28 protein-coding genes and 7 tRNA genes are annotated in these 24495 nt (G+C 33.3%); 19 read left to right on the forward strand and 16 right to left on the reverse strand.

What is annotated here, in order from left to right:
* Window positions 1–13 precede the first annotated feature (13 nt).
* The 3 genes from BBI01_RS03275 (at window position 14) to BBI01_RS03285 (ending at window position 3001) form a co-directional block, all read left to right on the forward strand.
* Entirely contained in the window at window positions 14–1099 is a 1086-nt protein-coding gene (locus BBI01_RS03275; RefSeq protein WP_065393238.1) for a helix-turn-helix domain-containing protein, read from the forward strand.
* A 148-nt stretch (window positions 1100–1247) separates the two neighbouring features.
* Window positions 1248–2033: an SDR family NAD(P)-dependent oxidoreductase gene (locus BBI01_RS03280; protein WP_065393239.1), complete on the forward strand. Its 786-nt coding sequence runs from the start codon at window positions 1248–1250 to the stop codon at window positions 2031–2033.
* Window positions 2030–3001: an NAD-dependent epimerase/dehydratase family protein gene (locus BBI01_RS03285; protein ID WP_065393240.1), complete on the forward strand. Its 972-nt coding sequence runs from the start codon at window positions 2030–2032 to the stop codon at window positions 2999–3001. Before BBI01_RS03280 ends, BBI01_RS03285 begins: the two co-directional genes overlap by 4 nt.
* 117 nt (window positions 3002–3118) lie before the next feature.
* Here the strand turns inward: BBI01_RS03285 and BBI01_RS03290 are convergent, their stop codons facing one another.
* From BBI01_RS03290 to BBI01_RS03315, 6 genes are read right to left on the reverse strand one after another with little or no spacing between them, the layout of a single operon-like run.
* A complete protein-coding gene (locus tag BBI01_RS03290) occupies window positions 3119–3475 on the reverse strand; it encodes a DUF4180 domain-containing protein (protein ID WP_065393241.1) in 357 nt (118 codons plus the stop codon).
* Between the two features lie 31 nt (window positions 3476–3506).
* Window positions 3507–4364 (reverse strand): peptide chain release factor N(5)-glutamine methyltransferase, encoded by an 858-nt coding sequence (prmC, locus tag BBI01_RS03295; RefSeq protein ID WP_065393242.1) that lies wholly within the window; start codon window positions 4362–4364, stop codon window positions 3507–3509.
* A 5-nt stretch (window positions 4365–4369) separates the two neighbouring features.
* Window positions 4370–6211 carry a hypothetical protein gene (locus BBI01_RS03300; RefSeq protein WP_065393243.1) on the reverse strand — a complete coding sequence of 614 codons (1842 nt, stop codon included), beginning with the start codon at window positions 6209–6211 and terminating at the stop codon, window positions 4370–4372.
* Window positions 6212–6970: a peroxide stress protein YaaA gene (yaaA, locus tag BBI01_RS03305; RefSeq protein ID WP_065393357.1), complete on the reverse strand. Its 759-nt coding sequence runs from the start codon at window positions 6968–6970 to the stop codon at window positions 6212–6214.
* A gap of 4 nt (window positions 6971–6974) precedes the next feature.
* Window positions 6975–7685, reverse strand: a complete 711-nt coding sequence (locus BBI01_RS03310) for a CPBP family intramembrane glutamic endopeptidase (RefSeq protein WP_123862071.1) — start codon at window positions 7683–7685, stop codon at window positions 6975–6977.
* Between the two features lie 16 nt (window positions 7686–7701).
* Window positions 7702–8313 carry an L-threonylcarbamoyladenylate synthase gene (locus BBI01_RS03315; protein ID WP_065393245.1) on the reverse strand — a complete coding sequence of 204 codons (612 nt, stop codon included), beginning with the start codon at window positions 8311–8313 and terminating at the stop codon, window positions 7702–7704.
* A 101-nt stretch (window positions 8314–8414) separates the two neighbouring features.
* On the opposite strand from BBI01_RS03315, the gene BBI01_RS03320 reads away from it, so the two are divergent.
* The 7 genes from BBI01_RS03320 (at window position 8415) to BBI01_RS03350 (ending at window position 9153) form a co-directional block, all read left to right on the forward strand.
* Window positions 8415–8487, forward strand: a tRNA-Met gene (locus tag BBI01_RS03320).
* A gap of 38 nt (window positions 8488–8525) precedes the next feature.
* Window positions 8526–8598: transfer RNA gene (locus BBI01_RS03325), tRNA-Met, on the forward strand.
* 38 nt (window positions 8599–8636) lie between these two features.
* A tRNA-Met gene (locus BBI01_RS03330) sits at window positions 8637–8709 on the forward strand.
* Window positions 8710–8747: 38 nt separating this feature from the next.
* A tRNA-Met gene (locus tag BBI01_RS03335) sits at window positions 8748–8820 on the forward strand.
* A 38-nt stretch (window positions 8821–8858) separates the two neighbouring features.
* Window positions 8859–8931: transfer RNA gene (locus BBI01_RS03340), tRNA-Met, on the forward strand.
* 38 nt (window positions 8932–8969) lie between these two features.
* Window positions 8970–9042, forward strand: a tRNA-Met gene (locus tag BBI01_RS03345).
* Window positions 9043–9080: 38 nt separating this feature from the next.
* Window positions 9081–9153 (forward strand) — tRNA-Met (locus BBI01_RS03350).
* A 454-nt stretch (window positions 9154–9607) separates the two neighbouring features.
* Here the strand turns inward: BBI01_RS03350 and BBI01_RS03355 are convergent.
* The 7 genes from BBI01_RS03355 to BBI01_RS03390 all read right to left on the reverse strand — a co-directional run bounded on the left by BBI01_RS03355 (window position 9608) and on the right by BBI01_RS03390 (window position 13943).
* Complete coding sequence (locus BBI01_RS03355) at window positions 9608–10006, reverse strand: hypothetical protein (RefSeq protein WP_065393246.1); 399 nt, start codon at window positions 10004–10006, stop codon at window positions 9608–9610.
* Window positions 10006–10290 (reverse strand): hypothetical protein, encoded by a 285-nt coding sequence (locus BBI01_RS03360; protein ID WP_065393247.1) that lies wholly within the window; start codon window positions 10288–10290, stop codon window positions 10006–10008. The genes BBI01_RS03355 and BBI01_RS03360 overlap by 1 nt, the downstream gene beginning before the upstream one ends.
* Window positions 10291–10346: 56 nt before the next feature.
* On the reverse strand, window positions 10347–11168 hold the full coding sequence (locus BBI01_RS03365) for a GLPGLI family protein (RefSeq protein WP_065393248.1): 822 nt from the start codon (window positions 11166–11168) through the stop codon (window positions 10347–10349).
* Window positions 11169–11237: 69 nt separating this feature from the next.
* Window positions 11238–11432, reverse strand: a complete 195-nt coding sequence (locus BBI01_RS03370; RefSeq protein WP_065393249.1) for a bacteriocin-like protein — start codon at window positions 11430–11432, stop codon at window positions 11238–11240.
* A 628-nt stretch (window positions 11433–12060) separates the two neighbouring features.
* A complete protein-coding gene (locus BBI01_RS03380; RefSeq protein WP_065393251.1) occupies window positions 12061–12867 on the reverse strand; it encodes a class I SAM-dependent methyltransferase in 807 nt (268 codons plus the stop codon).
* A gap of 98 nt (window positions 12868–12965) precedes the next feature.
* Window positions 12966–13217: an Ada metal-binding domain-containing protein gene (locus BBI01_RS03385; protein WP_065393252.1), complete on the reverse strand. Its 252-nt coding sequence runs from the start codon at window positions 13215–13217 to the stop codon at window positions 12966–12968.
* Between the two features lie 12 nt (window positions 13218–13229).
* Window positions 13230–13943 carry a 2OG-Fe(II) oxygenase gene (locus tag BBI01_RS03390; protein ID WP_065393253.1) on the reverse strand — a complete coding sequence of 238 codons (714 nt, stop codon included), beginning with the start codon at window positions 13941–13943 and terminating at the stop codon, window positions 13230–13232.
* A gap of 235 nt (window positions 13944–14178) precedes the next feature.
* Between BBI01_RS03390 and BBI01_RS03395 the strand changes: the two genes are divergently transcribed.
* Complete coding sequence (locus BBI01_RS03395; RefSeq protein ID WP_065393254.1) at window positions 14179–14628, forward strand: GNAT family N-acetyltransferase; 450 nt, start codon at window positions 14179–14181, stop codon at window positions 14626–14628.
* Window positions 14629–15060: 432 nt separating this feature from the next.
* Here the strand turns inward: BBI01_RS03395 and BBI01_RS03400 are convergent, their stop codons facing one another.
* Window positions 15061–15642: a hypothetical protein gene (locus tag BBI01_RS03400; protein WP_065393255.1), complete on the reverse strand. Its 582-nt coding sequence runs from the start codon at window positions 15640–15642 to the stop codon at window positions 15061–15063.
* 335 nt (window positions 15643–15977) lie between these two features.
* Here BBI01_RS03400 and BBI01_RS03405 point away from each other — a divergent pair, with 335 nt between their 5' ends.
* The 5 genes from BBI01_RS03405 (at window position 15978) to BBI01_RS03425 (ending at window position 20645) form a co-directional block, all read left to right on the forward strand.
* Complete coding sequence (locus BBI01_RS03405; protein WP_065393256.1) at window positions 15978–16343, forward strand: BlaI/MecI/CopY family transcriptional regulator; 366 nt, start codon at window positions 15978–15980, stop codon at window positions 16341–16343.
* Between the two features lie 5 nt (window positions 16344–16348).
* Entirely contained in the window at window positions 16349–18097 is a 1749-nt protein-coding gene (locus tag BBI01_RS03410; protein WP_065393257.1) for a M56 family metallopeptidase, read from the forward strand.
* A 54-nt stretch (window positions 18098–18151) separates the two neighbouring features.
* Window positions 18152–19057: a GLPGLI family protein gene (locus BBI01_RS03415; protein WP_065393258.1), complete on the forward strand. Its 906-nt coding sequence runs from the start codon at window positions 18152–18154 to the stop codon at window positions 19055–19057.
* 141 nt (window positions 19058–19198) lie between these two features.
* On the forward strand, window positions 19199–19765 hold the full coding sequence (locus BBI01_RS03420) for a sugar O-acetyltransferase (protein ID WP_065393259.1): 567 nt from the start codon (window positions 19199–19201) through the stop codon (window positions 19763–19765).
* Between the two features lie 19 nt (window positions 19766–19784).
* Entirely contained in the window at window positions 19785–20645 is an 861-nt protein-coding gene (locus tag BBI01_RS03425) for a GLPGLI family protein (protein ID WP_065393260.1), read from the forward strand.
* Between the two features lie 72 nt (window positions 20646–20717).
* Here the strand turns inward: BBI01_RS03425 and fsa are convergent, their stop codons facing one another.
* On the reverse strand, window positions 20718–21371 hold the full coding sequence (gene fsa / locus BBI01_RS03430; protein WP_065393261.1) for a fructose-6-phosphate aldolase: 654 nt from the start codon (window positions 21369–21371) through the stop codon (window positions 20718–20720).
* Window positions 21372–21627: 256 nt separating this feature from the next.
* On the opposite strand from fsa, the gene BBI01_RS03435 reads away from it, so the two are divergent.
* Window positions 21628–22131 (forward strand): YdeI/OmpD-associated family protein, encoded by a 504-nt coding sequence (locus BBI01_RS03435; RefSeq protein WP_065393262.1) that lies wholly within the window; start codon window positions 21628–21630, stop codon window positions 22129–22131.
* Window positions 22132–22168: 37 nt separating this feature from the next.
* Here the strand turns inward: BBI01_RS03435 and BBI01_RS03440 are convergent, their stop codons facing one another.
* Window positions 22169–22726 (reverse strand): tetratricopeptide repeat protein, encoded by a 558-nt coding sequence (locus BBI01_RS03440; protein ID WP_065393263.1) that lies wholly within the window; start codon window positions 22724–22726, stop codon window positions 22169–22171.
* Between the two features lie 184 nt (window positions 22727–22910).
* Between BBI01_RS03440 and pepE the strand changes: the two genes are divergently transcribed.
* Complete coding sequence (pepE, locus tag BBI01_RS03445) at window positions 22911–23603, forward strand: dipeptidase PepE (protein WP_065393264.1); 693 nt, start codon at window positions 22911–22913, stop codon at window positions 23601–23603.
* Window positions 23603–24454, forward strand: a complete 852-nt coding sequence (locus BBI01_RS03450; protein WP_065393265.1) for a hypothetical protein — start codon at window positions 23603–23605, stop codon at window positions 24452–24454. Before pepE ends, BBI01_RS03450 begins: the two co-directional genes overlap by 1 nt.
* Window positions 24455–24495 lie beyond the last annotated feature (41 nt).

Consider the following 24495-nt stretch of genomic DNA (forward strand, 5'->3'; position numbering starts at 1 on the left):
AATATCAAGACCAATGAACACATCAGAGTTAAACAGTTTCATCGTGATACTTATCTATGGTTCATTGGTCTTGCTTTCTTTACTGAAGATTGCCAATCCCTTAAAAGTAAACAGAAAAGCCAATTTCTGCTTCGGAATCTTTCTTTTTCTGTGGTCCAGCTTCTGGATGGATGAAGTTCTTTTTCTGATTAAAGGTTCTGTTGTTGAATTTCATTCCCTGTTTTTGGTCAAGCTTATCCAATACTTTACTCCAATATTCTTTTATTTTAGTGTTTTATTCTATACCAATCCTTCATTCACCTTCAAAATAAAAGATCTTAAGTTTTTATTTCTCCCTATTGTATTTTCAGGATGCTTAATAGGTATGGCATTAGGCTACAAAGATCCTTTTGAATCTTTAAGTATTATTCTGATTCTTGTGCAGGCATTGTTTTATACAGGACTTTCTTACATTACCATCAGAAAGCATCAGAAGAAAATCCAACAGTTCTCTTCCAATACGGAAGGAATTGATCTGAACTGGCTGGAATATATCATTCTTGTGCTTCTTGCTGTAAATATAATCTATGTCATTTATAATCTTTTTTACGATCCGAAATCTTTGAATTTTTTCATTAATGCTGTTTTTTTATTGGTTATTTATTGCGTTGGATATTATTCACTCAAGCAAAAAGAAATTTATCCCTTAGAAGAAAAACAACGAAAAGAACTGATCTCTATCGACGAAGAACAGGATTCTGAAGACGTTAAGAAAAAACTGATTCCTGATGAAGAACTTGCAAGGATTAAATCACAGCTGGAAACGATCATGACCACGGAAAAACCTTATCTGGACAGCGAACTGAATCTTATTAAGCTGGCAGAGCTTTTGTCTGTTTCTACCCATCATTTATCTTATGTTATCAATACAGGTTTTGGGAAAAACTTTTTCCAATACATCAATGAGTTCAGGGTAGAATATGCCAAAATACTTTTAAGAAAAGACAGCAAATTATCCATCCTTGGGATTGCTTACGAATCTGGTTTCAATTCTAAAACATCTTTCAATACAACTTTCAAAAAACTGACCGGACAAACACCTTCCGAATTCAAAAAATAAGTTCTGATTTATAAATATTTACTTTACACTGTGTTCAAGTATCTGAATGTTATGTTGTTACGTTTTTTAAGGAAATGAGTTCGTTCAGATAATACGGAACATTAAAAGTACCTTTCCAAGATAGCTTTGTACCGTAAAATTTAATCTTATGGATACCAACGAATCATACGCTGTGGTTACTGGAGCCAGCCAGGGCTTAGGAAAAGCATTTGCTGTACATCTGGCACGGAAAAATATTAATGTGATTGTAGTAAGTCTTCCCGATCAGAATCTTAAAGAACTCTCCTGTGAACTTGAAGAAAACTATCATATAAAGTCTCATCACTACGAAGTGGATCTTTCTGTACATGGCAATGTAATGAAGCTTACAGAGTGGCTTAATGCCAACTTTAATATTCATATTCTGATCAACAATGCAGGTCTTGGCGGAACTAAAAAGTTTACCGAAGCTACTTCAGACTATATCAATACTATTTTACAGGTGAATGTAACTGCTACTTCATTGATTACCCATCAGCTTTTACCGAATCTTTTAAAGCAACCCAAAGCTTATATTTTAAATGTTTCAAGTATGGCTGCTTTTTCTCCTGTGGGTTTTAAAACAGTGTATCCCGCATCCAAAACTTTTATTCATTCATTTTCAAGAGGGCTGCATGAAGAGTTGAAAAATACGAATGTCTTTGTAAGTGTTGTGAATCCCGGAGCAATGAAAACGAATACAGATGTCTGCAAAAGAATCGAAAAACAAGGTTTCTTAGGAAGATTAACCCTTTTGAATCCTGATAAAGTGGCATCTCGCTGTATTCAACAGTTATTTAAGAAAGATTCCGTAATTATGGTGAATCCAATAAGCTGGCTGGTGATGAAGATACTTCCGATATGGATAAAGCTCCCACTGATGACCCAGGCAATAAAAAGAGAAATTAAAGCATGAAAAAAGTAGTTATAACCGGAGCGACAGGACTTCTGGGAACCAATGTTATCATTAAATTATTAAAAGATGGTTATTCTGTTATTGCTTTGGTGCGCAAGGAAAGCAAGTATATGGGTGAAGAAAATGAGAACCTGAAATGGGTGGAAGCCAATCTTTCTTCAGATCTTTCCCAATACCTTAAAAATGTAGATTTTGTGATCCATATTGCTGCGGAAACCCGCATGAATCTTCTCACTTATGATGAATACAGGAAAGTAAATTATGACTTGACCGTAGATTTATTTAATCAGGCACAAAAATGTGTAGTGAAAAAGTTTCTGTTTATCAGCTCTGCGAATACATTAGGATATGGAAATAAAGCAGACCCTGGAAGTGAAGTGAAAAAGCAAAAGTATCCTTTTACACAATCATGGTATGCTCAAAGCAAACTGGAAGCTGAAAACTATCTTTTGCAAAAAACAAACAATACAGAAGTGGTTATTCTGAATCCGACATTTATGATTGGAGCACATGATCATAAACCCAGTTCCGGCAAATTAATTTTCTGGGCATGGAAGAAAAAACTGATCTTTTATCCCAAGGGAGGTAAAAATTTTGTTCATGTTGAAGATGTTGCCAATGGTGTCGTTAATGCTCTGGAAAAAGGAAAGAATGGTGAAAAGTATCTTTTAGCGAATGAAAACCTGAGCTACGTTGATTTTTTTAGAATAATCAACAGGGTTACCAATCAAAAACCAATCATGATTCCTATTTCTAATATATTTTTGAGCTTTTTAGGTAAAGTAGGAGATAAGCTAAGAAAGATGAAAATCAGAACAAATCTGAGTACTGTAAATCTGAAAGCGCTTCAGATTCATAATTACTATTCAAACCATAAATCATTAGAAGAGCTGGATGTTCAATATCAATCGGTGGATAATGCTGTAAAAGATGCCATAGAATATTTTAAAAGCAAAGAAATGTATTGATAAAAGCATATGTTCCTATTGGGTTTAGATATCTTTAAACCATATAGAAGCATAGAATAAAAAATTATTTGTGAGTTCGTGGCAAAAAATACGGTAGTGTATCCCTATGTTTTCTTGCTAACGAAAACTTTCCACGGCTTTTTCTACTGTCTCTACAAAGGAAACATGTCCGGTTTTATTACTTTCAAAGATAAAATCCTTCATGCTTTTACTTTCATATTTACTGAAATCTCCCACAACAGCTAATCCGATGCGATAATTGGAAAACTTTTGCAGAATTTCTCCTGCAATCTTCGTCTTTAGATCAAAGAAATCCGGTGTTATATTTTTCTCGTATAGAATTACTTTGTCAAACCCCTGATAATAAATATTTCCCATAAGATCCAAGCCGTCCTGCGCAGACTGAATTAATATTTCATCGGCAATGACTTCTGCAACTTTAATGTCGTTGATGTTGTGTGATTTGATGGTCATGAGTTTAGTATATGTTAGGAGATAAAATTACTTATTTCCTTCCAAAAATAAACCTGTCGTTTTCAGATAAGTCTTTTAACAACTGTGAATCTGAGAAATAATGATATAATTCTAACGTTTCAGGTCCTAATTTTTGATTGATTTCCAAAAACAAAAGTCCGTTATCATGTAAGTGGTCCCTGGAATCTTCTGCAATTTTTCTGTAAAAGATCAAAGCATCAGAAGTAGGAGAGAAGAGTGCCATTTTAGGTTCAAATTCCTTTACGGAATCTGCAATTTCAATTTCTTCTTCAATTCCGATATAGGGCGGATTGGAAATGATAACATCATAATGATCCGTTAGTTCAAAATTAAGATAATCAGCATGAATGAATTTTATTTCTAGCTGATGATATTCTGCATTTCTTTGGGCTGTTTTCAATGCTTTTTCAGAAAAATCGATTGAAGAAACATCAGCATTAGGAAAAAACTTCTTTAAAACTAAGGGAATCACGCCGCTTCCTGTTCCGATATCCAAAATTTTTAAAGTGCCATTAGTTGCTTTTAAATCTTGTAACTTCTTAATTTCACGAATGGCTATTTCAAGGAGCTCTTCCGTTTCAGGGCGAGGAATCAGAACATTTTCATCAACGAAGAACTTCATCCCGTAAAATTCTGTTTCACCCAAAATCTGTAAATAAGGCTTTCCTGTTTTTAATTCTGAAATAATCTGATTGAACTTTTCCTCATTCTCTGAAGAAACATCCTCATTTGCCGACTGGCGTTGCTGAATATTATTTAACTCTAAGATATGTTCCGCAAACATCTGAAAGATAAATGCATTTTCTGATTCGGTATACACGTCCGAAAGATGTGTTGAGAAGTTTTTTTTGAGCTCTGCTATCGTCATTGTATTTAATAAAACATTTCTGTTTTCTTACTTTTTAATTCAATTGAATTTTCTCCTACCTGAAATCTGTCCATCAAAGGAGGAGTTATTTTTTTATTAATTTTTTCTTTCCAGCTTCTTTCTTTCACTGTATTATTTTGATCACAATCTTCAGATGAATATTCAAATATAGCATCCCCTGTAGAAATATTATAATCCAATGACTGAAAATAATCACATGGTGCACCAAAATTGATAGATGCACCAATCAGGTGCCAATTGTTGTTTTGAAATCTGTATCTGTGAGTATAATGCCATTTCTGACGGCTTCCTCCAAAATGGTCAACGATAATGGTTTTGTTTTTTATACTGATTCCTTCATAAGGATTTCCCATCATTCCGCCGTGTTCGGTAGAAAGAATAGGATTCGTGGATTGGTGCCACAATACCCAGTTTTCGCCCTCTTTTTTATAAATGGCTAAACTCTGAGCAAACCCCAGCTCACCTTCCATTGGTGTTTCATAAACACAAACGGCTTCCTCATCAGGGCTGTTGTCCAGATTTCCAAACGCTTTGTCTTTTAAAGTCCAGAATTTTGGAGTGAACTCTTCAAGAGTCTTCGCCTTCTTTACTGTAATTTCAGCATCAAATTTTCCGGTTTCTACGGCTTCCTGGAAAGCATCTATTTTACTCTGCTTTTCGTTGGATACCTTAGGAATATTCGTTCTGATGTGGTCTGCATTTTTTGGGAATTCAGGGAGTGTAAAACTTCTTGGCTTAGAATTCGAATCATAATATTTTATCTCACGATATTCATAATCAATAAGTTTCTTTTTATCATAGGCTCCTTCGTTAGAATCCTGTCTGTAATGCTTCTTGGAGATCCAGTTTCCCTGTGGATCATAAACATATTCAAAAGATTCTATAGATAAAGGGTTTCCTGTATATTCTATGCTCTGTTCAAAAATAAGATTATTGTGATCATCATACTTTCTGGTCGTCTTGGTAGATTTTTCTGTTCCAAGCATATGGTATTGCTGCTCAGTACGTTCCAGATAATCGTTAGAATAATAATATTCTGTTTTATTTTCCAAAGAATGATGATTGGCAAACCAGATTTCCGAAAGAAGATAACCCTTTTTATCATAGCTGAAAGTCACATCCCTGTTTTTAATAACATAGTCTTTAATATCAACAGGTTTATATGAACCATTCATCCACTTGTAACGATGAATTTTTGATTGGTATAAAGGTGTCTTTTTGGTAAGAAAAGGAAATTCAAAAGTATATTCCTCTTCAGGATTGGCTAAAGAATCGTAGCTGTAATCAATGATTTTTACTATTGTCTTTTTTGCCTCCGAAGAATAGTTGTACTTTGTATATCCTTCATAGATAAAGGATTTCTTATCATCTATTTTATAATTTATTTCTTCCTGAAGATGATTTTTCGTATTGTAGAAAAGCCAGTTATAGCTGTTTATACCATGATCACCAGATTCTTTAAGAACGAGAAGATCATTTTTATAATGAAATTTTTCTATGACAGACTTCGCATCGTAATGATACTTTCGATACAGTTTTCTGCCATCCGGAAGATATTCTGTATAAGATTCCTGAAGGTAGGAAAGCCCGTCTTTATTTATGGAATTACGGTCTTTTTGTTCAGCTTTTTTAAACTTTGTAACAGAAAAAATATTTTTTGCTACAAAGTTTATTGAATCGTTATATTGGCTGTTAAAAGTGTGATTGTCAATAGATCCGTTCAATGAAGTTGTTTTCTCTTGGGCACAACTGATCACAAAACTTATTGTGAACACAAGTTTAAGTGCTTTTGGAAATACAGTATTTCGGATCTCTGAATTATTCATTTATCTTGTAAAAACTAATCTTGTATCAGTAGATTTTTCTTCATTGATTCTGTAACCTTCATAATTAAAAGCCTTTACATCGTTAATTGTTTTAGCGTTGGTTTCCGCACAGAATCTCACCACAAGTCCTCTTGCATGTTTTGTATAAACAACAATGGTTTTTAATTTTCCGTCTTTTAATTCATAGAAATCAAAATCTACCACTGTATGATTCAGTTTTTTTCTGTCAATTACCTTTCCGTATTCGTTGCTGGCAAGGTGAAGTAGGATTTCTCCTTTTTTCATTTCAGAATTCAATTGTTCTGTAATTTTTTCTCTCCAGAACTCATAAAGATTTTTGTATTGCTCAAATGCAAAAGGACGTCCCATTTCCAGTCTGTAAAGCATTACTTTATCTGATGGTTTTAATAATCCGTATAATCCGGAAAGCATTCTGTAGTTTTTTTGCAGATAATCTACTGCATCTTTATCCAGAGTTTTAGCATCCAAACCTCTGTATACTTCTCCTGTAAAAGCAAACATAGCAGGTGCAGACTCTTTTGCGGTAGGTTTTGATTTCCATTTCTGGTTTCTTTCCCAGTTTTCATCAGCCAGTTTAGGCGATATTTCCATCAGTTCGGAAAGATATTTCGGAGATTTTTCTTTTAAATAAGATTGTATAAAAGCTGCTTCTTCAATGAATTTTGGGGTTGTAGATTTCAATAGTTCCGTTGAATTTTCTACATTCATTAATTTCGCAGGTGATGTTATAATTTTCATAGTGTTAAAATACAGATAAGTGTTTAATATCAATAAAGTTCATGATCATCATCGATACAAAATCAATCATAAAATGACAGATGATCAGAATTTTAATATTGGAATATAATTTATAAAAAAAGGCAAAAACGAGCCCAATAAAGAAAGGAATGATAACCTGTCCTATAGTTCCGTAAGTGCTGTGCAGAATTCCAAACAGAATAGCTGAAATCAATATGCCTGCCACGGGGCTGTTGTATATTTTTTCAACTCTGGGCTGAATGTATCCGCGCATCAAAAGTTCCTCTACAGCACCAGCCGTTATGCATGTAAAAATAATTAAAAAATAATTGTTTTTAAAAATTGATGTAAGTTCAAAAAGCTTCTCACTGGGCTTTTCCTGAATTAAATACATAAATACAGCATTGAGAATCACTCCTCCGATGGTGCAGATAAAATATAAAATCAGAATTGCTCTAATATAGAAACTTAATGAATACTTCTTATCTTCCTTCAATAAAAACGGTTTCTTTTCAATAAAGAGACTGTACAGAAATACAATGAGTAAAGCACTCCATATTGCAATCCTGCTTAGAAAGAATGTATAAGAAGTAATAGCTTTTATTCCTGTAATTATATTAATGACTGAAAAAGCATAAAGCATCAGCTCTATCAGTATAACAAACGTGAGCAGAATCCCTATGGAATATTTTCCATTAAGACTAATATCCTTCAAAGTTTAATCGCTTAAATTAAATCGTTCCTTTTCCCTGACGAATGATTTCCGGTTCTCCTGAAGTAAGATCTACAATGGTAGAAGCTACATTATCTCCATACCCTGAATCGATTACAATATCTACCAGATGATCATACTTTTCAGCGATAAGTTCTGGATCGGTGGAATATTCAATAATTTCATCATCATCCCTGATGGACGTTGAAGCGATTGGGTGTCCCAGTTTTTCAACAATAAGCTGTGGAATTGGGTGGTCAGGAACACGGATACCAATTGTTTTATGTCCTTTATAAGCTAAAGGTAAACTTTTGTTCGCTTCAAGAATAAAGGTGAACGGTCCGGGAAGGTGACTTTTTAGAAACCTGAAAACCGAGGTGTCAATAGGTCTTGTAAAGTCGGAAAGGTGACTCAAATCATTACAGATTATTGAGAATTTTGACTTTTCTAGCTTTAATTTTTTAAGCTGAGCCAGTTTTTCCATGGCTTTTATATCAAAAATATTACAGCCTAAAGCATAAATTGTATCTGAAGGATAAATAATCAATCCACCATTGTTTAATGTTTTAATGACCTCATTCACAAGATTTTCCTGAGGGTTGTCCGGATAAATTTTTAATATCTTTGCCATAAAACAAAGATACAAATAATAAAATAGTTTTCATAAAAGTCCTTTATTTAAAAGAAAAATTAGGATTTGTAGAAAATATTCGTACCTTTGCAATCCAATATCGCGGGATGGAGCAGTAGGTAGCTCGTCGGGCTCATAACCCGAAGGTCATCGGTTCGAGTCCGGTTCCCGCTACTAAGTAAGTGCTTTCGGTAAGCACTCTAAAAATACACCGCGGGATGGAGCAGTAGGTAGCTCGTCGGGCTCATAACCCGAAGGTCATCGGTTCGAGTCCGGTTCCCGCTACTAAGTAAGTGCTTTCGGTAAGCACTCTAAAAATACACCGCGGGATGGAGCAGTAGGTAGCTCGTCGGGCTCATAACCCGAAGGTCATCGGTTCGAGTCCGGTTCCCGCTACTAAGTAAGTGCTTTCGGTAAGCACTCTAAAAATACACCGCGGGATGGAGCAGTAGGTAGCTCGTCGGGCTCATAACCCGAAGGTCATCGGTTCGAGTCCGGTTCCCGCTACTAAGTAAGTGCTTTCGGTAAGCACTCTAAAAATACACCGCGGGATGGAGCAGTAGGTAGCTCGTCGGGCTCATAACCCGAAGGTCATCGGTTCGAGTCCGGTTCCCGCTACTAAGCAAGTGCTTTCGGTAAGCACTCTAAAAATACACCGCGGGATGGAGCAGTAGGTAGCTCGTCGGGCTCATAACCCGAAGGTCATCGGTTCGAGTCCGGTTCCCGCTACTAAGTAAGTGCTTTCGGTAGGCACTCTAAAAATACACCGCGGGATGGAGCAGTAGGTAGCTCGTCGGGCTCATAACCCGAAGGTCATCGGTTCGAGTCCGGTTCCCGCTACTAAATTAAAATCGGTATAACGACAGTTATACCGATTTTTTTATGTCTACATTACTTGAAATTTTAAAGAACGAATACAGTATTTATATGGCAGGATTATCTCAATGAAATTATTTTAAAAAATTCAGGAAAGACACATAATGATATAATGTAGTGTTGTTTTCACTTTTTGAAATTCTTAAAACAAATGATAAAGGAATTGACACTACTGAAGTAAATAGAAGGAATTAATTTTCTGCCAAATTTAAAGAAGTAAAATAAGCTTTGAAACTTGGAGAGGACTAGTCAAAATTTTTGGAAGAAAATAAACACGAGGAGATTGGATGCACTCAATGTTTTCATTTGCCACAATAATGGTAAATTGAAATATAGAAAAGTTGGGAGCAGAATTTTAAAATAAAATCACCTCATATGAGGTGATTTCATCATTTCAAAAAATTAGTTGTATGTATCTTTATTCGATCTCATTTCTAAAAACTAATATTATTGATAGTATTGAACTGACAATAAACAGAAGTGAAGGAATAATAAACCAACTCTCTATTCTTTTATAATTACTTGGATCATAAACTTCCGTTAGAAAAATTAAAGCTATAAATAGACCTATAAAACAAAATGTCAAAAGATATCTGTCTTTATATTTCTGACATGATAAAAATACTATAAAAGTTCCTATAAGAAATATCATTCCTAAGCCTTCCCATAAAATTCCATATTCTGGGTTTAAAATATCAGAAATAAATTGATATACTGCCATAAATATAATTCCTATATTTAAGGTACTATGTTGACCTATACCTTGTGTAAGTAAAAAGGCAATTATTGCGATAATTTTGAGAATCTTTACAATCATTATTTACAATCTCTTTTAGTTTGAGGAGCATTTCCGTTTGTGTTTGTAGCACCAGGTTGTATGCTATTTGAAAACGAAGTTGGTGTGTCAATACCCATGGGATTCATGTGAACACCTACATTATTCAGCACAATTATCGCGAAATCAACACAATTATTAAATCTTAGATCATAATTAGTGTTTGCAAAAGCAGTAGATGTTTTAATAATTTCCTGAAGTTGTGCAGGAGTGATATTTCCTATATTCCATGCATTAGTATAGGGATGTCCACTATCGTTACCCATTTGTCTAGGACCTATTATTTTTTCTAATCCTGAATTTTTAGGATAAAAAGAATTATTTAATATTTGACAACTTTATCTAATTCTATTGGATTATAATTTTTCTTAATGTTTTTTTGGTAATCTTTTATTATTTCTTTTAACCCTTCTTGAGTTCTTATTTCCTTATCAAAAATTTCTAATCCCCAAGTACCATCTTTCATATTTTTATACTCATCAAACGGATTATTATAATTATCTAATAAAAGCTTATTATACCTTTCTATATTTATTTTTAAAGGTTTATTTCCAAAATTATTTTCTACAATATTTTCAGTATTATATTCAGTAACAATTTTCTCTAATGTTTCTAAAGAATATTTAAAATTTTTTTTTGTATCCTCAATTTCCATTATTAAACCGGGTAAGCCATTAAATTTATAGGGACCTTCATTAATTGGTATATCTTTACAGAACCATGCTATCCAAATTCTCCCTCCCCAATTAGTTTCAGCTTGTTGAACTTTATAACCATTAAGTTCTTTAGTTAGTTTTGTAATTTTCCATTGAATGTTATCTGAAGAAGAATATACGAAATAATTATTTTTTAAACTAAAATAATTTTCATTTATATAGGAGTTTTTTTCTCTTTTTATTATTTGATTTAAAGGAAAGGATAATGAAATGGTGGAACCTCTTTTATATATTGAATCAGCTTTTAAAAGAGAATGATAATAAAATTTTGTATTTTTTTCTCCTATTTGTAATACCATTTTTGATGTATTAGTAATTTCAGAAAGTGAATCTCTTTTATATTTAAAATCATATATCACTCTATATGTCTGAGATTTAATGAAAGATAAAAATACAAAGAAGAATAATATTAAGAAGTTTTTAAACATAATAATAAAATTTAATAAAAAAGGATAAAGAATTTTCTTTATCCTAAAAATTCTTAGCTAAAGTAAAAATTAAGCTGGGCATAAATATTTCGCCATTTTTTTAGCCTTATCATAATCTCCTCCTGGATCTGTATAACAAGATTCTGATCCTGTTCCACAAGTTACACAAGCTTTAACTGGATCTAAACTTAGATCCATAGGAATGATACCACTGCCATTAACTGTTTTTAAATTCTCTCTCGAAATTTTTTTTAATGTTTTCATATTTGTTTTAATTAATTAACAATACAATTATACATATATTTTTTTAATCACTATTATGGGAATTTGCATTTACTAATATTTTAGTGTTATGGTTAAAGCATTGTGGTGATTCATATTTTTACTAAAAAATATTCCATTGAAAATGCATCCAGTCATAATTTTTTTTTCTTTTCCTAAAGAGATGAAACCATGTTTATAAAAAATTTCAACCATTGATTTATATCCCGAACGGGCAAATCTTGCTGTTTTATAAGTTTCTTTTAATTGATTTTTTTCGGGATCCAAATCAATTGCCAGTCCCTAGACGTGTACAGAATAATTACTTCCATCACGCATTTGCCGGAAATTAAAGCAACCTCCGAATAAATCAATTCCGAGTTCTTGAATTTTTGCTAAATCATAGGTTGTAAGAATGTCGTTAAATATTGCTTTCAAAGGCTTTATTACGCTTACCAACCTAAATTATTCTCGTGGATTTTATAGATTAGCCAGATGCTTGAAAAAAATAATTACCACGAATTCACGAATAAATTGTTAAAAAATAATTCGTGAATTCGTGGCAAAAAATCATACTGATTCTAGTCTGCAAATTTGGATAAGATATGGGAATCCAAAAAACTAGAAAATACTAATGGTCTTTCTTTGTTGCTGCAATGGAATAAACCATAGGAATTTTATTATCTAAATGTGAAATCCTATACTTATTGGGTTCAAATTCTATCGTGTGGTTGAAACAGTTATAAGGAGAATAATCAAACTCATCAAGACTATTGATCTCTAGTCCATTTTTAATTAAGCTGTTGACAACTTCACTTAAATCATGGTTCCACATTACATAAGATTGAGTGATATCCGCATTTTTGTCTGCATAAGTTCCACTTAATGTTTCTACAATAGCTCCTGAATTAAAATATCTGTAACCTACTTTTTCAAAATTATCATCGAACATCCATACAACAGGATGGAATTCTACAAAAATGAATTTTCCGCCAGGTTTTAAAAATTTCGAGATTACTTTTGCCCATTTATCAAGATCGGGCAGCCAGCCAATAGTTCCATAACTGGTATAAACGATATCAAATTCTCCTTGTAAATGATTAGGAAGATCATACACATCAGAACATATAAACTGAGCATCAGAATTTGCTTCAAGAGCAAGTTTTTCAGCACTTTCAATAGCTTTATCCGAAAGATCAATACCTGTAGCTTTCGCTCCAAGTCTGCTTAGTGAAATGGTATCCTGCCCAAAATGACATTGTAAATGTAAAACAGATTTTCCCCTTAGATCTCCTAATAAATTTAATTCAATCTCATTCAAAGAGCTTTTGCCATTCAAGAAACCTTCCACATCATAAAATTCTGATGTTAAATGAGATTCTGTTTTTTTATTCCAGGAATTTTTATTGATTTCCAGATAATTATTCTCTGTATTCATAGTATTGTTTATTTTTCGTGTAGGCAATTTACACAAATTATGAATAATTTTTAGACGGCTGTAGATTATAGATAGTCATTTTTGTTCTGACTGTTAATTTATTGAGTGTTTTGTAGGTCTTTCCAAGCTTTATATTTTTCCTTCATGCAATGCCCGCACGGACGATATTCATTTTGGATAGCTTCTTCTTCACTGGTAAAGAAAACTCTGTTTTCCCGTTTCATTCTTTTACCCGATAAACAGCTAAGTAATCCATAAATCTTCAGCCTTTTATTTCCTCCGATATGAATTTCTTGATGATGGATTTTACTTCTTAATTCAATATCTGTTACTTGGGAATGTTGTATCATTTTTTTTAATCATTAGTTAACAGCATCATGAAAAATAATTCCTAAAGCATACCGTTGTCCTGTTTTTACTTCACTTATTCCGTGTTTCATATTGACTCTGTAATAGCCTTTTGTACCTTTTTCAGGCTTAAAATTAGTGGTAAAAATAAGAACATCTCCTTTTTTAGGCTTTAGTACAATGGCTTTGGATTGCGCTCTGGGAACTTGCTGGGTAAGAACAAATTCTCCACCTGTAAAATCCTCATCAGGATCACTCAGCATAAGAACAATCTGAATAGGAAAATAAAGATCACCATATAAATCCTGATGTAAAGTATTAAAGCCACCGTTTCCATACTTTAAAATTAAGACCGTTGCCTTTTGCTGATCATTTAAATGACATTGATGTAAAAAATTAGCATGTTCCAGCGGAAATTGAGTGTCAATATGCAAAGCACTAAACCATGAATTGGCAATAGGAGCGAGGTAAGGATAAATGTGAGTACGTATTGTTTGTATCAATTCTGGTAAAGGATAATTAAAATATTTATATTCTCCCAGACCGAAACGGTGCCTAGCCATAACCACAGTTTTACGGTATAAAGGATGTTGGTTGTAGTTGGCTATTAATGAATTACACTCTTCATCGGATAATAACTTTGGAATTGTAGCATATCCATTTTGATGCATTGATTCTGTGATTTCTTGCCAATCTATACGATTAATTTTCTGGACGATATTTATCATTGTTCTGTTTTATATTGCAAAGATCTTCAGTTGTATGCTTATATAAAATCCAAAACATGCGGAATTTTATCTGAGTTTGGCTATATGCAATGGCAAGAAGTAAGGTTGAGTGTATAGTAACTTCCAATTTCCTTACTAATCGAAATTCTGGACTATCTCTATAAGTTGAATCTGGATTATAACACCAGTCCTGTTTAAAGCTACTTTTGCCCTGTTAATTAAAATAAATATAACGATGAATTACACAATTAAAAAGGCAAGTCTTGAGGATCTTGATGAAACAGCAGAATTATTTAATCTTTATCGTGTTTTTTACAGGCAGGAGTCTGACGTGGAAAAAGGCAAAGCTTTTCTTAAAGAGAGGTTTCTAAACAGTGAATCCGATATTTTTCTTGCGTTGGCAGATGGAAAAGCGGTTGGATTTGTACAGCTTTATAAGTTGTTTCATTATACTAAACTACAAAAACAATGGTTGCTGAGTGATCTTTTTGTAGATCCTGATTATAGAGGGAAAGGGATTTCTGTTGCCTTAATTGATCGTAGTAAACAATGGTGCGAAGAAACCGGAGCCTGCGGGCTGATGCTTGAAACAGAAAAAACAAATGATATTGGAAATACATTATATCCTCGTTGTGGATTTGAATATGATGGATTGCACAATTATTACCATTGGTGGAAGTCATAAAATAAGGAGGCTGAAAGTAAAAAGATGTTGCCGATTGTGTTTGTAGAAGCCATTTTTAATCTATTCAACGGTAAATATCAACAAAAAGAGATTTACTTTTTTACTTAACTATAAGTTGCTCCGACTTCTAGGATTCGGCTTCCTTTTTTACTTGAATTTAAGTAGTATTATTTCTACAAATCCGTTCATTTAATTCTACAATGATTCTTTTACAGGTCGGGTGCAGAGCCCTATTTTTGTATAGCTCTACGAGTCAAGGGTAGGACAGATGACTTTGTAGAGCTAACGCAAACTATCTCCGCCTTATTTTCTACTTTTTCCCCAAGTTTTATGATTAGTACCACAAAACTGCTTTTGGCGGAGGTTTTTTGCACCAAATGAAAAGAGAACTGCAATGCAGTTCTCTTTTTATATTATTTAAAGTCAGTTCTATTATTGAATAAGCTGATTATAAGGAGTTAGTTTATTGTCGTCAGACATTGTTTCTCCCAGGAATTCTCTTTTCTGGTCAGCTTTCATTCTTCCCGTAGCATCATTTGCATTGAAGTAAGCTTCACTAAGCTTTGTTGCAATATCTGCTGGTTTAAAATCAAACTTTGTATCTCCTTCTACTCCCAAATATCCGTTCTTTCTGGTTAGGTTAGAGATATAATTGCTATAATTAATGAATGTATTTCTAAGGTATTGAGTATGATACTCCATACATTTTTTAGCCTTTTTTGAAGAATTGTTCATAATACAGTTCTTCATATTGTTTCTGTATAAATACCACTCAGATTCTAAGATGCCATATTCCTTTCCCAATGCAATTTTTCCGTTGTTCACGATGTTATTATCACCTTCCTTTGTGGCAATAGCTTGAAGGTGTTGGATTACCAATGGAACTGTAGCTTCAATTTTTGATTTTGTATCCTTTAACATGCTAAGATCAGCGGCAGGAGATTTTTTCTTTTGTGCTGTAGTAATGTTAAAAATGAGCAGTAATAGTACAATCAATAAATTATATCTTTTCATGAGAAATTTTTAAGGCACTAAAATAAATATAATTTCTCGGTTTTAACAAATTCATTTTAATTTTCTTTAATAAAATTTAACAAGTTTTAAGGATTTATATCAGAATTTTCTTTTTTCCTATTAATTAAGCAGGTAATAAATTTACTCTGTTAAAAATTTAATATATTTAAATTATTTTTATTGTATTGATTATTAAATAGTTATGTGATTTAAATATTCTATCACTAAAAAAATAGTTGTTAACTTCGATTTTATTTCTACATTTGTATAACTAATTTATTAGTGATACAAAATTTCATGGATAATGTATCACCATAACAATAAATGAACAGGATATGAAAAATCAGACTTTAACAAAGGCAGAAGAACAGGTAATGCAATATGTATGGAAACTGGAAAGAGGATTTCTTAAAGATATTCTTGATCTATTTCCGGAACCTAAACCGCATACAAATACTGTCTCTACGATCTTAAAAGTATTAAAGGACAAAGAATTTGTAGACTATGAAGTATATGGAAGACAACATGAGTATTTCCCACTGGTTTCAAAAGAGCAATATTCCGGGAAAACTATGAAAAGTCTTGTGAAAAACTATTTTAAAGGATCTTATAAAAGTGCAGTTTCATTTTTAGTAGAAAAAAACGAAATGACGGTAGAAGATCTTGAAATGCTGTTGGACGAACTTAAAAAGAAAAACTAGTAACCATGGAAGCTCTACTTTTATACTTTGGAAAAGTAATTTTATGTTCTGGTGTAATGTTTTTATACTATCAGTTGTCTTTAAAAGACAAGACATTTCATCATTACAATAGATTTTATCTGCTGTCGGCAATCTTGGTACCGTTGCTGTTACCTCTTATCAAGGTAGAAGACTTTACGATAGAAGTGAGTAATGATCTGTATCTGATTCTTGATAAAATTCAAAATTTTAACACAGAAAAAAACTTAAACAATGGCTACCTTTATTTTAACATTATTTTTTCAGCTCTGGGACTGGTTTCTCTCTATTTTTTAGGGAAATTGATCTACGGGATTTTTAAAATCCAGCAGTTCAAAACACAGTTTCAGAAAGAAAGTTTTGACGGTATCAATTTTTACCGTACAGACCTGAATGAAGCCCCATTTTCATACTTTAAAAATCTATTCTGGAAGAATACCATTATCCTGGATTCTGATGTAGGAAAACAGATTTTAAAACACGAAATGGTTCATATTGAACAGAAACATTCATTTGATAAAATCTTTATTGAAGTCACTACTGCAGTTTTCTGGTTCAATCCGTTTTTTCATATTATCAAAAGAGAAATTAACTTAATCCATGAATATCTGGCTGATAAAAAAGCCGTGAAACAATCGGACACCAAAGCATTTGCGCAGATGCTTTTAGCAAGCCACTTTTCCGGAACACAGTTGCCTGCTGCCAGTCCGTTTCTAAGTTCAAACCTTAAAAAAAGACTTAAGATGTTACAAAAACCAAAAACCAAATTCGGATATGCGCGTAGAATTCTTGCATTACCGGTTTTATTTTCAATGGCATTTGCTTATCTGGTAAATGCTAAGAACAGAGAAATTGAAGAAACTAATCTTTCTATTAAAAAGGTAGTTTCAGAGATTAAAAAAGACACTGTAAGAGAAAAAACAGAACTGAAAGAATATCAAGGACCACCCAACCCACCTGATCCAGAAGAATCCCAGAAAGAATTAGCTAAACTTCAGAAAGAGCTTGAGAAAAGACAGGAAGAATTAAGCAAACTTGATCCTGAAAGTAAAGCTTTTGAAACAAAGATGGAGGAAATGGATGATCTGGTAGCTGCGATGACAGATATTACAGACGAATCCAGCAGAAAGGTAGATGAGTATTTCAATTCTGCTGAATGGAAGAATCAAATGAAGGAGCTTGAAAATATGGATCCTCTTGATAAAAAGGAAATGCGAAGAATCAAGAGAGATGCCGCCAAAGCTGCCAAAGAAGCAAAAAAAATAGGTAAAAATGCGGCAAAAATCGGATTAGATGCTGAAAGAATCGGCATGGAAGCCGCTAAGCAGGCAAAAATTGAAGCTACTAAGGCAAGGAAAGTTGCCGAACAAGCGATGATTGATGGAGAGGTTGCAAGAAAAGCAGGTGAACAGGCTCGAATAATAGGAGAGAAAGTTCGTCTGGAAACAGAAAAACAATTCAAGAATATTGATTTTGCTAGTCTTGGAAACTCAAAACTAATGGTTTTAGAAGCAGATTTCATTAAGAAAGACAGAAATGGAGATATTACCATGAATGGTATTAAGAAATATAATATAGACGGAATGGATGATGCAAAGATTTTTGTAGACGGAAGAAAGATTTCCAAAGAAGAATTTTCTGCGATAAAGCCGGAAGATATTGCAAGTATTAATATCATTAAGCAAAATACGGTGAGAGGTAGAGAAAATGAGATAAGAATCATGACAAAGAAATAAAGTTCCATTAAGCTTTGTCAGGATTAATTGACAAAGCTTTTTTATTATTCAGCTATGAAAACTAAAATTCTATTTTTTATGATCCTGGGAATATTGGGTCATGCACAGATAAACAGGTTTTTTTATGAGTATAAATTTATTCCGGATTCCAATAATAAGGAAGATGTGAAGAAGGAAATGATGCTGTTAGACATTGATAAAAACGGATCAAATTATTACAGCCATGATAAATTTGTAGCAGATTCCATCAGCAGAGCAGAGCTCGAAAATCAGATAAAAGCTGGTGGTGGAAATATAAGTGTAAATAGAAGGGAAAAACCTGGGCAAGTTTCTTATAAAGTAACCAAGCAGTATCCTGACTTCAAAACATACCTTTTCAGAAGTATTTCCATGGATAAATACAAGATCAAAGAAGATAAAAAACCAGAGTGGAAAATTCTACCTGAAAAGCAAAAAATAGGAGAGTACAATACTCAGAAAGCCATTACAACTTTAGGCGGAAGAGATTGGATCGCATGGTTTTCAACAGAAATCCCTTTTCAGGACGGTCCCTACATTTTCTATGGACTTCCGGGGTTAATTGTAAAGCTTGAAGATAGCACCGGATCTCATAGTATGATGCTGGTAGGTAATAAAACCGTAAAACCTAAAGATTCTGAACAGGAACTTCAGTTGCCTGACAATGTGAAAGTATTAGGGCTGGGAGGAAAAGAGCTTGAAGTAACCAAAGAACAGTTTAAAAAAGCATGGAAAGCCTACGTGAATGATCCGAGTAAAAATATGAGAGAACTGATGATGAAAAGTGGCGGTGAATTAGGAACTAAAGTAGCTTTCAAAGTAAGAACTTCAGACGGAAAAGAAATTTCAGACCCAAGCCAGGTATTCAGGGAAATGGAAAAGAGAACAAAAGAAATGCTCCAAAAAGATAATAATCCGATCGAACCGGATCTGGTGAATTAATTATTTCATTTTTTACGTTAAATGCGTTCAACAGGATAACTTAGATGTGTCCTGTTTTTTTTGTTAAATAGTAAAAGAGAAACAGGATATTAGACTGTATTTGATAAATATTCATAATTTTAGAAAATTATAAACTCTATCATGACAGAAAAGGAAAAATGTAAAGCCGGGCTTTTATATAATGCTAATTATGATGAAGAACTGATCCAGGAAAGAATTATCTGTAAGGATTTGTGTCAGGAATACAATGGATTGAGAAATTCTGATGCAGAAAACAGATACAGATTACTAAAACAAATTATTTGCAGTATAAAAGAAAACATATGTATAGAACCCAGTTTCTGGTGTGATTACGGATATAATATCAAAGTAGGAGAAAATTTTTATGCTAATCATAACCTTGTTATTTTAGATTGTGCCAAAGTAGAGTTTGGTGATAATGTGTTTATCGGACCCAACTGTAGTTTTTATACCGCGGGTCATCCTCTTGATGTAAAACAGAGAAATGAAGGCTTGGAATATGCACACCCGATAAAAGTTGGAAATAATGTTTGGTTGGGAGGAAATGTAGTCGTTTTACCTGGAGTTTCTATCGGAAACAATTCAGTGATTGGAGCAGGAAGTGTTGTTACAAAAGATATTCCGGATAATGTAGTGGCGGTGGGTAATCCATGCAAAGTTGTTAAAAATATTAAAGAAGAAAACTAAAAATCATATAAAACTAACCATGAAACAAATGATCATTCTATTCAGTCTCATAGTGGCTGCAATGGCTAATGCCCAGAATCAAAGATTCATCTACGAGTACAAATTTATTACAGACTCTACAGCTAAGGATAAGCAACTAAGCGAAACTATGTACCTTGAAGTTGCCTCAAAAGGGTCCAAATTTTACAGTAAAGATTACTTTCAGTCTGATTCAACCATGAGGGCTATTACGGAGAAAGATACTGAAAGCATAAGTATTAATCTCGGAGATTTTAAATTTAAAGGTAAAATACGTTACAATATAGAAAAAATGTATCCTGAATATTCTATCAATTTCTTTACAACATTAGGTTCTGATGAATATCTTGTTCAGGAAAAAAGAAAACAAGACTGGAAGATTCTTCCGGAAAAAGAAAAAATAGGAGAATTTAATACGCAGAAAGCGGTTTGTGATTTTGCTGGTAGAAAATGGACGGCTTGGTTCACCACAGACCTCCCTATTCAGGATGGACCGTACAAATTTTATGGACTTCCGGGGCTGATTGTAAAAATTGAAGACAATACCCATTCTCATTCATTCGAATTAAAAGGAAGCCAAAAGCTTCCGGCTGGATATGAATGGAAGAGTACTAAAGATAAAGAACGTTATCATACACTTATTACAATCAATGAAGCAAAATTCAAAAAAGCTTATTATGATTATCGCCAGGATCCTATGAAAAGCCAAAAACAGATGTTGGCAGAGGGAACCATTATTGAAATGAGGGACAGTACCGGAAAATTGCTCGATCCAGTAGAGGCATCAAGAAAGCAGGAAGCAGCTGCAAAAGCAAATATTAAAAAGCAAAATAATATTATTGAACTGGATTTACTGAAATAAACAGAATCATTGTAAAAATAAAATCCCGAAACATTGTTTCGGGATTTTTTATAATTGAATAAGGATCAGTGATTATGCTAATTTCTGAGAATCAGCGATAAACTGAGCCAGTCCGCTATCAGTTAATGGGTGCTTTAATAAGCTCAAGATCGGAGGAAGGGGAGATGTAATAACATCAGCTCCGATTTTAGCACAGTCGATGATGTGCATTGAGTGACGGATAGAAGCAGCAAGGATTTCAGTTTCGAACATATAGTTATCGAAAATTAATCTGATTTCCTGAATAAGGTTTAATCCGTCTGTAGAAATATCATCTAATCTTCCTAAGAATGGAGAAACATAGGTAGCTCCTGCTTTAGCAGCTAAAAGTGCCTGTCCTGGAGAGAAGATCAAAGTACAGTTCGTTTTGATTCCTTTATCAGAAAAGTACTTTAACGCTTTGATACCATCTTTAATCATTGGAATTTTCACAACGATATTTTCGTGGATTGCAGCCAATTCGTCTCCTTCTTTGATCATTTCCTCGTACGTTGTAGAAAGTACTTCAGCAGAAATAGGTCCGTCTACAATTTCGCAGATCGCTTTGTAATGGTTTTTGATCGCTTCAGCTCCCTGAATACCTTCTTTAGCCATTAATGAAGGGTTGGTAGTTACACCATCTAAGATTCCAAGATCTTTAGCTTCCTTGATTTGCTCTAAATTAGCTGTGTCAATAAAAAATTTCATTTTGTTAAATAGATTTATTGATGCAAAGATAAGTGATTTAATTGAGTTCTGGGATATGATTTTTTGTACAGATTCGAGGTTGCTACACCTATTACTGCTTAGAGTTGATATAATCCTTGAATGTGAAATATCAAACATAGATGTAATTATAACTTGCATTCTGAGGCAATTTTTCAAAAAAATAAAAGTGGTAGTTTAAAAAACTTCATCTAATTATAACAACAATTATTTAATTTTGACTTTAAATCTTAAACCCATGAAAAATAATACCTTCACTGCCACTCTGGAAATCATAGGAATTAATCCGTTTGTATTTATTCCGGAAGAAGTTTTGGAGGATATTTTTAAGAGTTCAGGAAAAAATAAAAGTCCTATTCCTGTAAAAGGAACCGTAAACGGAAAAGAATTTCAGCAAAATCTAATGAAATATCTTGGGGAATGGAGGCTATATGTGAATTTAACAATGCTGAAAAACTCACCTAAAAGAATTGGGGAAAACATAGAAGTATTGGTGGAGTATGATCACGCAGTCAGAAATATTATTATTCATCCTCAATTGGAGAAGGCTATAAAAGAAAGTGCTTTAGCAGTCAATAATTTTGAAAAATTGATCCCTTCCAGACGAAACGAACTCATCCGTTATATCAACAATCTGAAGACAGAAGCCAGTATTCAAAAAAACATTGAAAAAATCATCAGTCATCTTCATGGCGAAACAGACTTTTATGGTAAATGGATAGATAATGACTCATCGCAATAAAAAACAAAATCCGGAAATATTCCGGATTTTATTTTATTTATGAATTTAAAGTTTTGCTAAGCTTTACAGCATCCTGATTGCTAGGGTCGTACTGTATAGATTTTGCAATATGTTCTTTTGCTTTAGCAGGATCACTTTGCTGTTCTGCAAATGCGATATAGAAGTAAGCATACGCAAGGTTTTTCTTATTCTGTTCTACTTCTTCCGGTTTTACAGTAGCAATATACTTTTCGTAAGCAAGTTTTGCATTGGCATCATCTTTAGCAGACTGATAGGCATATGCCTGGCTGTAATAAGACGGAGCCCAATCCGGTAGTAACGCAGATATTTTTTTCCATGTATCAATAGCATTCGTCCAGTCAGAAGCTTCCTGATAAGCAGCTGCCAGTTTTGCTAATGATTCCGTATCCTTTGGATTGGCTTCAATTTGTTTTTTTAGTCCCTCAATAGTAGGGTTGGATTGAGCTGTAGCAGCCGTGGTGGTTGTACTGTTAGCAGTATCCGTTTGAGTTGTTTGTGCATTCGCGAAACTTGCACCTCCTACAAGCATTAAACCTAAAAATAGATTTTTAATATTTACTTTCGACATTTTCATAATCTTATATTTTAAAATTCCGAAAACTAAAATTCAAGAATAATTCCACAAAATCTCAAATTTTAGAGGCTTTAAGTTTTTTTAGAAAATATTAACGAGATCAAAGTTTTTTTTAGGTTAATTTTTGATTCGTGTTTATCTTTGTAACTCGACTATTTTTTATAAATCAATATAATTTCATTCTATGAACATCATATTAGCCTCTACATCCACACTTTTCGGTGGAGAATATCTTGAATACTTAAGAGAAGAATTAATCAAACTATATACAGGAATTGACGAAATTATTTTTGTTCCTTTTGCAAGACCCAGCGGAATTTCTCACGATGATTACACTGCAAAAGCACGTTCTTTTTTTGAAACAATCAATATAAAAGTAAAAGGACTTCATGAATTTGAAGATAAAGCTGAAGCTTTGAATCAGGCAAAAGGCTATTTTACAGGAGGTGGAAATACATTTCTATTGGTTAAAACATTACACGAGGAAGGTTTAATGTCTGTTTTAAAAGACAATGTGATCAGTGGAAAGGCATACCTTGGATGCAGTGCAGGAAGTAATATCGGAGGACAGAATATGAAAACAACGAATGATATGCCTATCGTTTATCCGCCAAGCTTTGATTGTATGGGACTGGTTCCGTTCAATCTTAATCCACATTACCTTGATCCTAATCCGGATTTGAAGCATAACGGAGAAACAAGAGAAACCCGTATCATGGAATTCCTTACTCAGAATGATCTTAAAGTAGTAGGACTTAGAGAAGGTAACTGGATCAGAAGAATCAAAGATACCATTACTGTTGAAGGGAATGAGCTGACAAGAATTTTTGAAAAGGGTAAAGAACCTTACGAAATAGAAGCAGGAAGTACATTGTAATGAAGCAGGATGACATCAATAGTTTTATAGAGCGCAATCTGAAAAACTTTTCAGTAAACAGTACCGGCTGGAATGATCTGATCAGGCAAATGCTGTTTGAGCTGGCTGTAGGAGGGTGGAATATGAAGAATGACGTTTTCGGAAAGGAAAAGTTTGGGGAATTACGCTGCTCTCTCTATTCTGAGAATGAAGAATTGAATGTCACCCTTAAAATTATTACAGATAAATATTTAAAGCTTTCTCAAAAAACCTGTGAGATTTGTGGAGGCGAAGGAAAAATAAGAACCATTAGTTCATGGCAAACCACATTATGCTTAAGTCATTTTCTTGATCAAAAACCGATGATAGAGATAGATAATGATCTTAATATTAGCCATAATAAGAAAACAGTGCTCAATATTCAGGATATTATTAAAGCGGAAGTGGAATTTGATCTTCAGACTTTAGAACTCTATACGAAAGCTTCTCTGGATAGTGATGAAAGCTTTTCCTTTTCCTCGCAGAACCCTAATTATTATCTTCTTTTAAAAACAATTCCTGATCATTTATTTTCAGATGATGTCAGAGAAAATATTTCCGATTTGTTTCGTAATCTGAAGGATTGTGAGATCTGTGGCTATAAAGCGCTTCATGAAAACTCCTGTCTGCGTTGCTATAATGAGGAATGGGAAGATAGTAAAGGGCATGGAGAAAAATCAGACTACATAAAAGATTGTCAGATGGATATTTTTATAGATGAAGATGATTTTGAAAAATATTTTAAAAATGACCGTTCCTTTGAAAAAGTTATTGACCATCAGATTCTTTTCACTTACAACGACCTGAATGAATATGAAAAGCTTTTATTTTAACTATATTTGATTAGAATTTGAATGAATAAACCTGAATGTTG

Origin of the sequence: Chryseobacterium artocarpi, assembly GCF_001684975.1 — a bacterium.
Lineage (GTDB): Bacteria > Bacteroidota > Bacteroidia > Flavobacteriales > Weeksellaceae > Chryseobacterium > Chryseobacterium artocarpi.